9 protein-coding genes are annotated in these 12,258 nt (G+C 37.9%); 4 read left to right on the top strand and 5 right to left on the bottom strand.

Annotation, left to right across the window (positions count from 1 at the left end; genetic code table 11):
* Window positions 1–263: 263 nt before the first annotated feature.
* Complete coding sequence (locus ACLCDL_RS11565) at window positions 264–1,673, top strand: ammonium transporter (protein WP_423148458.1); 1,410 nt, start codon at window positions 264–266, stop codon at window positions 1,671–1,673.
* 53 nt (window positions 1,674–1,726) lie between these two features.
* Window positions 1,727–2,776: a porin gene (locus ACLCDL_RS11560; protein ID WP_423148457.1), complete on the top strand. Its 1,050-nt coding sequence runs from the start codon at window positions 1,727–1,729 to the stop codon at window positions 2,774–2,776.
* A 67-nt stretch (window positions 2,777–2,843) separates the two neighbouring features.
* Here ACLCDL_RS11560 and ACLCDL_RS11555 read toward each other — a convergent pair whose 3' ends face one another.
* A complete protein-coding gene (locus ACLCDL_RS11555) occupies window positions 2,844–3,317 on the bottom strand; it encodes a ribonuclease H-like YkuK family protein (RefSeq protein ID WP_423148456.1) in 474 nt (157 codons plus the stop codon).
* Between the two features lie 311 nt (window positions 3,318–3,628).
* Entirely contained in the window at window positions 3,629–5,311 is a 1,683-nt protein-coding gene (ettA, locus tag ACLCDL_RS11550; protein ID WP_423148455.1) for an energy-dependent translational throttle protein EttA, read from the bottom strand.
* A gap of 190 nt (window positions 5,312–5,501) precedes the next feature.
* Here ettA and ACLCDL_RS11545 point away from each other — a divergent pair, with 190 nt between their 5' ends.
* Both ACLCDL_RS11545 and ACLCDL_RS11540 read left to right on the top strand, forming a co-directional pair.
* Window positions 5,502–8,054, top strand: a complete 2,553-nt coding sequence (locus ACLCDL_RS11545) for an ATP-dependent Clp protease ATP-binding subunit (protein ID WP_423148454.1) — start codon at window positions 5,502–5,504, stop codon at window positions 8,052–8,054.
* An 86-nt stretch (window positions 8,055–8,140) separates the two neighbouring features.
* Complete coding sequence (locus tag ACLCDL_RS11540; protein WP_423148453.1) at window positions 8,141–8,533, top strand: hypothetical protein; 393 nt, start codon at window positions 8,141–8,143, stop codon at window positions 8,531–8,533.
* Here ACLCDL_RS11540 and ACLCDL_RS11535 read toward each other — a convergent pair.
* From ACLCDL_RS11535 to recN, 3 genes are all read right to left on the bottom strand, one after another.
* Window positions 8,530–9,618, bottom strand: coding sequence for a carboxypeptidase-like regulatory domain-containing protein (locus ACLCDL_RS11535; protein ID WP_423148452.1), 1,089 nt, complete (start codon window positions 9,616–9,618; stop codon window positions 8,530–8,532). The two genes, ACLCDL_RS11540 and ACLCDL_RS11535, sit on opposite strands and share 4 nt — an antisense overlap.
* A 78-nt stretch (window positions 9,619–9,696) precedes the next feature.
* Window positions 9,697–10,515, bottom strand: a complete 819-nt coding sequence (locus ACLCDL_RS11530; protein ID WP_423148451.1) for an enoyl-ACP reductase FabI — start codon at window positions 10,513–10,515, stop codon at window positions 9,697–9,699.
* 66 nt (window positions 10,516–10,581) lie between these two features.
* Window positions 10,582–12,243, bottom strand: coding sequence for a DNA repair protein RecN (gene recN / locus ACLCDL_RS11525; protein WP_423148450.1), 1,662 nt, complete (start codon window positions 12,241–12,243; stop codon window positions 10,582–10,584).
* Window positions 12,244–12,258: the final 15 nt, after the last annotated feature.

Genomic DNA, 12,258 nt, shown 5'->3' with positions numbered 1-12,258 from the left:
AAAGTTTCTGATTGGAATGTATTTATAATAAATCCGTTGTATTTGATGGTAAAACTGCCCTCATAGGATAGTATTCGTACCTGTTAATTTTTCCTATAATCTTTACTATTTATCGTTTTTTTCTTGTTTATTTTTGAGTTTATTGTAATTATTTATCATATTTTTAAGTTTTTTAAACAAAAATTCGCTATAGATGATTTTTATTTTAATATTTGCTATGTAAAATCGGAAAATAATTCATATAAACTTAAAAATTAATAGAAATGAGTAAAATTACAACTAAACAAGTAGCCCCTTTTTTAATTCTGGCTGCTGTGGCTCTTACTGCCATTTTTGTTCCTGCTCTTCCTGATTTTAATGGAGGAGAAAAATACAATCCTTCAGATATCGCCTGGATAATTGTTGCTACAGCACTGGTGTTTTTAATGACTCCGGGTCTGGCATTTTTCTATGGAGGAATGGTTCACCGGAAAAATGTTATTTCAACGATGATTAAAAGTGTTGTGGCCGCAGGTGTAGTAAGCGTATTATGGATAGCGGTAGGTTTTAGTCTTAGTTTCGGCAAGTCTGTTGGCGGATTAGGGCTTATAGGTAATCCGTCCACTTTTGCCTTTTTTCAGGGTGTCAATTCGGGAGAACCGTGGAGTCTTGCGCCTACAATTCCCCTTACGTTGTTCGCACTTTTCCAGCTGATGTTTGCAATAATTACACCCGGTTTAGTTGTAGGAGCTGTTGCTGAACGTATACGTTTTACTTCCTACATTTTATTTATCGTTCTTTTCAGCTTGTTTGTATATGCGCCTCTCGCTCATTGGACCTGGTCGCCGGAAGGTTTTTTGTTTAAAATGGGCGTTCTTGATTTTGCCGGAGGAACAGTAGTGCATATTTCTGCCGGTTGTGCAGCTTTGGCAGGGGCGTTGGTGTTGAAGAGAAGAAAAGTTCATATGGAACATCGTGAAATTCCACCCGCCAATATTCCATATGTTTTAATTGGTACTGGCTTATTGTGGTTTGGATGGTTTGGTTTCAATGCAGGTTCGGCCTTAGGAGCAAATTCATTAGCGGTATCTGCTTTTGCAACTACCAATACTGCCGCCGCCGCCGCCGGATTATCCTGGATGTTTTTTGATGTAATCAGGGGTAAAAAACCATCTGTACTTGGTTTTTGTATCGGAGCAGTTGTTGGGTTAGTTGCGATAACTCCTGCTGCAGGCTTTGTAGCTATTCCGCAAAGTATCTTCATCGGTTTTGTCGCTGCAATAATTTCAAACCTCGCTGTTTATTATAAACAAAAATCTACACTTGATGATACGCTTGACGTATTTCCATGTCATGGATTAGGGGGTATGGTAGGTATGATCCTGACCGGAGTTTTTGCCACAAAAGCAGTAAATTCTGCCGGTAATGATGGATTGTTTTACGGCAATATCGAATTCTTTATTACGCAGTTAAAAGGTCTGGTCATTGTAGTTGCATATAGTTTTACGGCCTCATTCGCCATATTCAAATTAATAAATCTTATACAGCCACTCAGAGTAAGTTCAGAAGAAGAAGAACTTGGATTAGACGCCACACAGCACAACGAAAAATATGTTCAGGGAACTCTTCTTGTTAGCGATAACGGAATTATAGTAGAAAAAGAAGTTAAAGTTTTTGAAAGCAATCATGAATAATTAAGATTTAACCCCAAATCAAACCCCTTATTTAATAACCATAATTTATAGCAATGTTAAAAAAACTAACACTATTCATGCTGACGGCCGGAAGTGTATCTCTTGTAAAAGCGCAAGATTCGACTGCAACAACTTCCCCTTTAATGATTTCAGGCTCTGCAGATGCTTATTATAAGTATGATCTTTCAGGCTATATGCCGGGAAATATCGGAACAAGTTTTGCAAATGAAAATAATTCTGTTTCCCTTGGAATGCTTGACATTGCCTTAAAGAAGAATGTAAAAAAAGCATCCTTCGTGGGCGAAGTATCTTTTGGTCCAAGAGGCCAGTTTCAATCTTTACCTAATGGAAGCGGAAACACTGCAAATGCTGACAACAGTTTTCATATTCAGAATTTATACATGACCTATGCTTTTTCAGAAAAATTCTCTTTAACAGCGGGATACATGGGAACTTTTATTGGATATGAAGTAATTTCTCCGGCTGCAAATTTTAATTACTCTACATCTTACCTTTTTACAAACGGCCCTTTTCAAAACGCTGGTATAAAAGCCAGCTTTACATTTTCTCCAAAAGTGAGTTTAATGGTTGGGCTTTTTGATGACTGGAATACCTACCAGGACTTTAATGGTGTATCTGATTTTGGTGCTCAATTAGCATTAGCTCCGGCAGAAGGATGGAGCGCTTACTTAAATGTAATCACCGGAAAACCTTCGGGAACCGAATTTGATCTTACAACTGCTTATCAGATTTCAGAGAAATTTAAATTAGGATTGAATGCTGCAGACTATACCAGACCTGATGAAAGCGATGGCGGCTTCAGCGGAATTGCTTTGTATCCTCAGTTTTCAATTTCTGATAGCTTTGGAATAGGTTTACGGGGCGAGTATTTCAAAACAAAAGATGTAACAATAGCCGGAGCAACAACCGAGGGGTCTTCTGTCACTGCTCTTACTGTTTCAGCTAATATAAAAGCAGGCGGCCTCACTGTGATACCAGAATTCAGATTGGATTCCGGCTCAGATGAAAATTTCTTCAAGAAAAATCTCACAACGACAAAACAAGCCTCTCAATTTTTAATTGCAGTGGTTTATTCTTTCTGATTAATTTTAAGTTCAATATCCTGCAGGATTGGTTTCGTGACCAATTCTGCAGTTTTTGCTACTTACTTTATTGCACCATTTTATTGGCGCAAGCCGAACTTGCAAAAGCTTCGGGTTTAGCCTTAAATACAAATCCCATACTCAAAATGTATCCCATAGCCTCATGCAAAGCCTGGTTGGATTTAAACATAGGATTTGTGTTAATGTCTGCGTGAACCTCCAGGTCAACATCGTATAAGTCGAGCAGGTCACAAAGTGCATATGCAATTTCGATTGATTTTGAAACTTCTGTAAGCATCCGCTCTTTAATGCTCATTTTCTTTGAAGAACGCTCCTGGTGGATGAACATGAACCCGCCTTTTTTCTCTCTTAAAAAAACAATTACCGTTGCAAAATCAATAATTCCGCCTTTTACCTGCGAATCGGTGCCGATGCATACTTTTAATTTGTTGCCAAGCAAAGATTCCTTTTCTATTGCCTGCTCAACTTCTTCCAGGATGGGTCTGTGAATGGGTTCTCCACTAAATTTTTTCCAGGTCATATTTATAATCGGGTTAATGACCGTATTTTTACCAAATGGCTAAAATCTTTGAGGTCTTATAAAGATATAAGAATTTGAATTATAATAAACTCAAAGTCAGGTTATTTAATTGTTAACATTTCAACATTAACCTGAATTTTATTCTTACAGTTTTTAAATTTTATTCCGGGTTTACTTAAGAGAGGAAGAAAATTTTCCGGAAAAAAGAAGAGAGTGTTTTGCTGATAAATACGAAGCCGAAAGGCTTTTCGGCTTCGTATAAGTATGCATCTTTATTTCAAAGCTTTAGAACTAATGAAAGGTCTAAAAAATTATCCGATGAGTTTTTTGTATTTGATTCTTGTTGGGGCAGTCTGGCCAGTACGCTTTTTACGGTTTTCTTCATATTCAGAATAATTTCCTTCAAAAAAATATACCTGCGAATCACCTTCAAATGCTAAAATATGTGTACAGATGCGATCCAGGAACCAACGGTCGTGAGAGATAATCACCGCACATCCGCCAAAATTTTCCAGCGCTTCTTCTAATGCCCGCAGTGTATTCACATCGATATCGTTAGTAGGCTCATCCAGCAATAAAACATTCGAGCCTTTTTTTAATGTAATTGCCAAGTGAGCACGGTTTCGCTCCCCGCCAGAAAGTACACCTACTTTTTTTTGCTGATCAGCACCATTAAAATTAAATTTTGATACATAAGCCCTTGAATTCACAGGGCGGTTTCCTAAAAGGATGGTTTCCTGTCCATCGGTTATGTTTTCCCATACAGATTTTTCAGGATCCAAATCATTATGCAGCTGATCTACATATCCTAAAACAACGGTTTCACCTACACGAAAAGTCCCGGAATCCGGTTTTTCCTGCCCGGTAATCAGTTTAAAAAGTGTAGTTTTCCCTGCACCGTTGGGTCCGATTATTCCTACAATTCCTGCAGGTGGCAAGGAAAAATTCAAATTTTCAAAGAGGATTTTATCACCGTAAGCTTTAGAAACATTTTGAGCTTCAATTACAATATTCCCTAAACGAGGGCCGGGCGGGATGAATAGTTCCAATCTTTCTTCTTTCTCCTTCGATTCTTCCGTAGCAAGTTTTTCATAATTAGATAAACGTGCTTTTGATTTGGCATGACGTGCTTTTGGAGCCATTCTTGCCCATTCCAACTCCCTTTCAAGTGTTTTTTGTCGTTTGCTTTCTGTTTTTTCTTCCTGAGCTAAACGTTTTGCTTTCTGCTCAAGCCAGGAGGAATAATTGCCTTTCCATGGAATACCTTCGCCACGGTCAAGTTCCAGTATCCATCCGGCAACATTATCAAGGAAATAACGGTCGTGTGTTACTGCTATTACGGTTCCCTCATATTGCTGTAAATGCTGCTCAAGCCAGTCAATTGATTCAGCATCCAGGTGGTTGGTAGGCTCGTCAAGCAATAAAACATCCGGTTCCTGAAGTAATAAACGACATAATGCCACTCTTCTGCGTTCGCCGCCTGACAAGGTGGCGATTTTCGAATCAGGATCAGGAGTCCTTAGGGCATCCATCGCTCTTTCTAATTTTGAATCAAGCTCCCAGGCGCCTGTTGAATCAATCTTATCCTGCAATTCACCCTGTCTTGCCAGCAGTTTATCCATTTCATCCGGATTTTCATAAACTTCAGGCAAACCAAATTTTTCGTTGATCTCTTCGTATTCCTTTAAAATAGCGGTAATTTCAGCAACGCCTTCTTCCACAATTTCCCGAACTGTTTTTTCGGGATCCAATTCAGGTTCCTGTGCCAGGTATCCAACACTAAAACCAGGTGAAAACACAACTTCTCCCTGATAGGATTTGTCTAATCCTGCTATTATTTTTAATAAAGATGATTTTCCTGAACCATTTAAACCTATTACGCCGATTTTTGCACCGTAAAAAAATGATAGGTAAATGTTCTTTAAAACCTGTTTTTGAGGAGGGTAAATCTTATTTACCCCAGCCATTGAAAATATTATTTTTTCGTCTGCCATTTTTTCTTGAAGGGTGAAGGGCAAATATCGTTAAATTGGTAAGATTGGAGTAATTTTTGTTACCTTGTTATTGTTAACAACATTTTCCACCCGAATGGCTCAATTGTTGATAATTTGTTATACACATTGCCCATAAATTGATGAAACAAATTAATAGATTAGGGCGTTCAACACGAAGAAAGGTTTATAAATGGAAGCTAAATTTTCACCACGTGTCAAAGACGTAATTTCTTATAGCAGAGAGGAAGCATTACGGTTAGGGCATGACTATATCGGCACCGAGCATTTATTGCTTGGCCTTATCCGCGAAGGAGACGGCATGGCAATCAAAATATTAAAAGCTTTGGGAGTTGATACTGTACGTTTGCGCCGGTCGGTAGAAGATGCTGTAAAAGGCACGTCAAGCACAACAGTTAATCTGGGAAACATCCCATTAACCAAACAAGCAGAAAAGGTTCTTAAAATTACATATCTGGAAGCTAAAATATTTAAAAGCGATGTAATTGGCACCGAACACTTGTTACTGTCCATCCTGCGGGATGATGATAATATTGCATCGCAGATTTTATTGCAGTTCAATATTAATTACGATGTTTTTAAAGCAGAAGTAGAGCAAAACAAAGAAGGATTCCGCGATGAACTTCCGGGTTCGGCAGCCGGCGATGATGATTTCAGGGAAGAAGAGTCTTTCAGCCAGCCTAAAAAAGTATCCGACATTAAATCTAAAACTCCAGTTTTAGATAATTTTGGTCGCGATTTAACAAAGGCAGCCGAAGAAGGAAAACTGGATCCTATTGTTGGGCGGGATAAAGAAATTGAGCGGGTTTCTCAAATTCTGTCACGCCGAAAAAAGAACAATCCTATATTAATAGGAGAGCCCGGAGTAGGTAAATCTGCTATTGCAGAAGGTTTGGCTCTGCGTATTGTTCAAAGAAAAGTATCCCGCGTACTATTTAACAAAAGGGTAGTAACTCTTGATCTGGCTTCATTGGTTGCCGGAACAAAATACCGGGGACAATTTGAGGAGCGAATGAAAGCCGTTATGAACGAGCTGGAAAAATCTCCTGATGTAATTCTTTTTATTGACGAAATTCATACAATTGTAGGAGCAGGCGGAGCTTCAGGTTCACTGGATGCATCTAATATGTTCAAACCTGCTTTAGCAAGGGGCGAAATTCAATGTATTGGTGCTACAACACTTGATGAGTACCGCCAGTATATAGAAAAGGACGGAGCGTTGGATCGCCGTTTCCAAAAAGTAATGGTAGAGCCTGCTTCTCCTGACGAAACAATAGAAATTCTTAACCGGATTAAAGAGAAATACGAGGAACATCACGGTGTTACTTATACAGAGGAAGCCATTAATGCTTGTGTTACTTTAACATCCCGTTATATTACCGACAGATTTTTACCTGATAAGGCGATTGATGCTTTAGACGAAGCAGGCTCAAGAGTGCACTTAACCAACATTCACGTTCCTCAGAATATCATTGAAATTGAGCAGAAGATTGAGGAAATTAAAGTTGAGAAAAATCGGGTAGTTCGCAGTCAGAAGTATGAAGAAGCTGCAAAGTTGAGAGATACAGAAAAACATTTACTGGAAGAACTGGAAAGGGCTAAAGGCGAATGGGAAGCTGAGACTAAAACCAAACGATACACGGTAACGGAAGATAATGTTGCGGAAGTGGTTTCGATGATGACAGGAATCCCTGTTCAGCGGGTAGGACAAACAGACAGCCAGAAATTACTGGCTATGAACGAAACTATCGGCGAAAAGATCATTGGTCAAAGCGAAGCGATAAAAAAACTTACAAAAGCAATTCAGCGTACCCGTGCAGGATTAAAAGATCCTAAAAAACCAATTGGTTCATTCATTTTCTTAGGCCCTACAGGTGTTGGTAAAACAGAACTCGCCAAGGAACTTGCCCGCTTTATGTTTGACAGCGAAGATGCGCTGATACAAATTGATATGAGCGAATATATGGAAAAATTTGCCGTATCCAGATTGGTTGGTGCTCCTCCGGGATATGTTGGATATGAAGAAGGTGGACAATTGACCGAGAAAGTTCGTCGCAAACCGTATTCTGTAGTATTACTGGATGAAATTGAAAAGGCGCACCCGGATGTTTTCAATATCTTATTACAGGTATTGGATGAAGGACAATTAACAGACAGCCTGGGCCGTAAGGTAGACTTCAGGAATACGATTGTAATCATGACTTCTAATATAGGTGCCCGTCAGTTAAAAGACTTTGGACAGGGAGTTGGATTTACAACTTCTGCTAAAGAACTGCAAGCTGATACGCATTCAAGAAGCGTGATTGAAAATGCGCTGAAAAGAGCTTTTGCGCCGGAGTTTTTGAACCGTATTGATGATGTGATTGTATTTAATTCTCTTAGCAGAGAAGATATCTTCAAAATTATTGATATCGAGTTACAAGCTTTATTTACACGCGTTCACAGTTTGGGTTACGATATTGGTCTTACTGATACAGCAAAAGATTTTATTGCTGATAAAGGCTATGATTCTCAATTTGGTGCACGTCCTTTAAAACGTGCTATTCAGAAATACCTCGAAGATCCGATTGCAGAAGAGATACTGAAAGGCGAGCTTGCCGAAGGTGATACCATGGAAGTTGATTACGATAAGGAAAAAGATGAAATCAAAATTTCAGGTAAAGCCAAAGGAAAAAAGAAAAAAGAGGCCCGCTTGCCTGACGGACAGGAAAATAAAGAAGAGTAATAAAAATAAGTTTGAAAAAAGGCCATGGTGTGCAACCATGGCCTTTTATTTTTCGTCTGTATTATATTAGAACTAATATTTCAATTATGAAAAGAACTCTTTACCTGATAATGCTACCTGTTATTTTGTTGGTTGCTTCCTGTCAGAAAACTGAATATGTCGTTCCGAACAGAACAATTTTAACTACAATTCAACCGGGAAGCTGGATTTCCTCTAATAATGGAAGAACTTCAAAAGCTGCAATTTCTGTTCCTGAAATTAATACTGATTTCAACGAATATGGCGGAGTATTGGTATTTATATCTTTCGGAACTGTTGAATATGAAGCTATTCCCCAGGTTTATAATGGTATTTCCTACAGATACACAACAGCTCCTTTACAAATCGTAATTACAATTGAAAATTCTGACGGTTTAGGAACTGTTTTACCTCCCGGTGATCCTATGGATGTTAAAATTATACTGGTAGATTCAAATTAAGGCTGATAATCTATAGGAAGCAATTCCGGTATTTTTCCACGGTCGGCCCAGGAACCTTCAACCACTATGCTTTTCGGATCTGTTATAATTCCGTTAGGGTCAAAAAAAGCATATTTATTTTGTAATGAAATAATAGAAACAGGGTAGTTCGACATTTCAATAGGTCTGTAAACAGAAAGAGAAACTTCTTTTTCTGTTTTATTTATATAAACTATGTACAATAGATGATCGAATGCCAAGGCGAGCAGAGAAGGATTATCAGTTTTTCTTACGAAATCAGAAAGGGGTAAAGGGTCTTTAACAAGATATTGAGCAGCTTTTCCTGTTTGCGGGTCTTTCGATTTTCGGATTAAGGTACGCGTAATAAAACCTTCTGCTGTAAGCCTGTTTTGCCATATTGAACGAAAAAAGTGCATACTGGAACCGTAATAAGCCTCTTTTCTGTTTTTCATCCAGCGTTTGTGTTGCGCATCTGTTCCTTTGAGTTCTTCAAAAAGTGTTGGCCCCTCGTAATATGTATATCCCGCTTTATAGTCTCGTTGAAAATCGTTCAGCAATATTTTCAATCGATAACCTAAAGCCCTGTTTTCTACAATTAAAAATTCAGATGAAGAGGCTTCCAGTTTATTGCTGATTTCAGAATAAGCAACATCAATAATATCAGGATTTATGATTTTGCATTGGGGTGCGAATTTAGAAGTACCTAAAAATTCCCTTTTAAACATCTCAAGGTTTCTTCCACGATTTTTATCGGGGCGAACGATAACTGCCTCAAGTGCAATAGCTTTTGGACTGATTTCAAGCAGAAGTTCTATTTTTTCTTTTGCAACAGTTACTGTTTTACTTAAGGTTTGATATCCGATACATGAAACGACTAAATTATACTGTCCGGCAGCGATTTTTGATAATTTGAATAGTCCCTGTTCGTCTGTTTTTGTTGATAGCGATGCTCCGTTTAAAAATACAGTAGCATTTGATAACGGTTTTTTTGTTTCAGTGTCTGTTACTTTTCCTGATATCAATCCTTGTGCGTATAAAGTAAATGATACGAAAAAGAGGAGAATGTATGAAACAAGAATCTTCATTATAATCAACTAAATATTTAGTTAAATATAGGAAATAAAAAAGAGGTATAAAACCTCTTTTATTTTATAGCTATTATGTTATTGCTCAATTCCAAACTTCTGCATAACTTCTGTGCTTACTCCGGTTGAAGAATATCCGCCATCGTGAAATAAGTTTTGCATAGTAACCATACGGGTTAAATCAGAAAATAAGGTAATGCAATAATCAGCGCAAGATTCAGCGTCAGCATTTCCAAGAGGGGAGATGGCATTTGCGAAATCATAAAAATCACCAAATCCTTTAATACCAGTCCCTGCTGTAGTTTTTGTTGGAGACTGAGAAACAGTGTTGATACGAACTTTCTTTTCTACACCGTAATGATATCCAAAGCTGCGGGCAATGGATTCAAGCATTGCTTTAATATCTGCCATATCTGTATAAAAAGGGTAAGTACGCTGGGCCGCCATGTAGGTAAGTGCAACAACACTTCCTCCTTCGTTAATAGCATCCAGTTTTTTTGCCACACTAAGCATTTTATGAAGAGATAAAGCAGAAACATCAATTCCTTTCATAAAATACTCATAGTTTGACTCGGTATAGGGAACATTTTTACGAATGTTAACACTCATTCCTATTGAATGCAGAACAAAGTCAATCTTTCCTCCTAAAACTTCCTGCGATTGTGTAAATAAATTAGCAAGATCCTCTACGTTAGTTGCATCGGCAGGAATAATCTCAGAATTTGTTTTTTCTGCAAGTTTTTTTATTTCTCCCATTCGCATTGCAATGGGAGCATTGGTTAAAACGAATGTAGCTCCTTCTTCATGTGCTTTTTCGGCTACTTTCCAGGCTATAGAATTTTCATCTAAAGCGCCGGTTATAATGCCGCGTTTCCCTTTTAATAAGTTGTATGCCATATTTAAAATTTAAAGGTTTTGATATTCAAAGGTTGTAAAAAAATCTTATCCGTTGATAATAATTATTTATGCTGTAAGTAATTCCCTTGCATGCTGTAGCGCAAATTCTCCCGGATTTTCTCCGCTCAGCATTTTTGCAATTTCGGTAACACGTTCATTGGTAGTTAATAATTTTATGTTACTTCGGGTTTTTTCATCCTGTTCGTCCTTATACACCTGGTAGTGCGCTTTACCTTTACTTGCAATTTGAGGTAAATGAGTTATTGCTATCACCTGCATGTTTTCAGTAAGTTTTTGCATGATATTACCCACACGCAAAGCTACTTCACCTGAAATTCCCGTATCAATTTCATCAAATATTATGGTAGGAAGAGCGGTATGTTTTGCTATGAGAGATTTAATACTCAGCATGAGCCGCGAAAGTTCACCACCTGATGCAACTTTATTCATAGGTGCAGGTTCCTGACCCTTATTAGCGCTGAATAAGAACCGAATATGATTTCTTCCATTCTGATTTAACTGATCTTCGGGAAGCAGGACGTTTTCAATTTTCAGAATTGCGTTCGGCATTCCAACTTCTTCTAAAAGCTGTTTTACACGTTCTTCAATACCAGGAATTACTTCGTTCCGGCTTGCAGAAAGGGTTTCAGACTGAACAAGCAATTCTGCCAGTAGCTCTTTTACTTCAGCATCCAGGTTTAATATTTCTTCTTCATTGTTTTGTATCAAACCGAGCTTTTCAGAAAGGTCATTATAAATTGTTATCAGATCTGTAACGGTAGTAACACGATGTTTTTTCTGCAGGTTATAAATTACAGTTAAACGTTCATTGATTTCTGTTAATCTTGCTTCGTTAAAATGTATTTGCTGTTCCAGGAGTTCAATTTCAGAACTGATATCTTTAATTTCAATAACAGCACTCTTTAGTCGTTCCGCCAGTTCATTTATGTTTTTCTGAAATTTTTCTGCCTGCTGCAGCTGGTTGAGAGCTTCTTTTAGTTGTAATAAAGCCGACTGATCCTGCTCATTTAAAATAGCGTTTGACGTTAGGAGGCTGCGTTTAATTTCTTCCGCATGAGTTAATACTTCTAATTCCTGTTCTAAAACATCCTGCTCATCTTGAAACAGATTTGCTTTCTCAAGTTCGTCAAACTGAAACTGGTAATAATCCTGATCCAATTTCGCCTGATCTCTTTTTGCAAGTAATTCCTTAAGCTGGGCAGCTGCTTTTTTATACTTCTTATACGTTTCCTGGTATTGCCTTAGTAGTAAATTATGTCCCGCTAAGGTATCTACAACCAATAACTGAAAGTTTTCATCGTTAATTTCTAAGGTAGCATGCTGCGAGTGAATATCTATCAACTGCTCACCCAGTTGTTTCAACGTGCCTAAATTAACAGGAGTATCGTTAATAAAGGCCCGAGATTTTCCTTCCGATGTTATTTCACGCCTCAGTACCGTTTCCTCTTCATAATCCAGTTCATTGTCTTTAAAAAAGTCATGCAGGTTGTATTCTTTTATTTTGAATACACCTTCAATAATGCATTTCTTTTGCTGGTTGAAAAAATATTTACTTTCAGCCCGCTGGCCAAGAATAAGGGACAAAGCACCCAGAATTATAGATTTACCCGCACCGGTTTCTCCTGTTAAGATGTTCAGCTCGTTAGAGAATTCAATATTAAGATTATCAATTAAGGCGTAATTATTAATAATAAGTCTATTGAGCATTTCTGTATAATTTGT

Origin of the sequence: Rubrilithobacter danxiaensis, assembly GCF_047272945.1 — a bacterium.
Lineage (GTDB): Bacteria > Bacteroidota > Bacteroidia > Sphingobacteriales > Sphingobacteriaceae > Rubrolithibacter > Rubrolithibacter danxiaensis.
Note: the sequence above shows the minus strand (reverse complement) of the source record. Positions and strands in the feature narration are given on the sequence as shown.

Excerpts from the sequence above, each read along its gene's own strand:
- ACLCDL_RS11565 (WP_423148458.1), top strand. The coding sequence starts at position 264 with ATGAGTAAAATTACAACTAAACAAGTAGCCCCTTTTTTAATTCTGGCT.
- ACLCDL_RS11560 (WP_423148457.1), top strand. The coding sequence starts at position 1,727 with ATGTTAAAAAAACTAACACTATTCATGCTGACGGCCGGAAGTGTATCT.
- ACLCDL_RS11555 (WP_423148456.1), bottom strand. The coding sequence starts at position 3,317 with ATGACCTGGAAAAAATTTAGTGGAGAACCCATTCACAGACCCATCCTG.
- ettA (WP_423148455.1), bottom strand. The coding sequence starts at position 5,311 with ATGGCAGACGAAAAAATAATATTTTCAATGGCTGGGGTAAATAAGATT.
- ACLCDL_RS11545 (WP_423148454.1), top strand. The coding sequence starts at position 5,502 with ATGGAAGCTAAATTTTCACCACGTGTCAAAGACGTAATTTCTTATAGC.
- ACLCDL_RS11540 (WP_423148453.1), top strand. The coding sequence starts at position 8,141 with ATGAAAAGAACTCTTTACCTGATAATGCTACCTGTTATTTTGTTGGTT.
- ACLCDL_RS11535 (WP_423148452.1), bottom strand. The coding sequence starts at position 9,618 with ATGAAGATTCTTGTTTCATACATTCTCCTCTTTTTCGTATCATTTACT.
- ACLCDL_RS11530 (WP_423148451.1), bottom strand. The coding sequence starts at position 10,515 with ATGGCATACAACTTATTAAAAGGGAAACGCGGCATTATAACCGGCGCT.
- recN (WP_423148450.1), bottom strand. The coding sequence starts at position 12,243 with ATGCTCAATAGACTTATTATTAATAATTACGCCTTAATTGATAATCTT.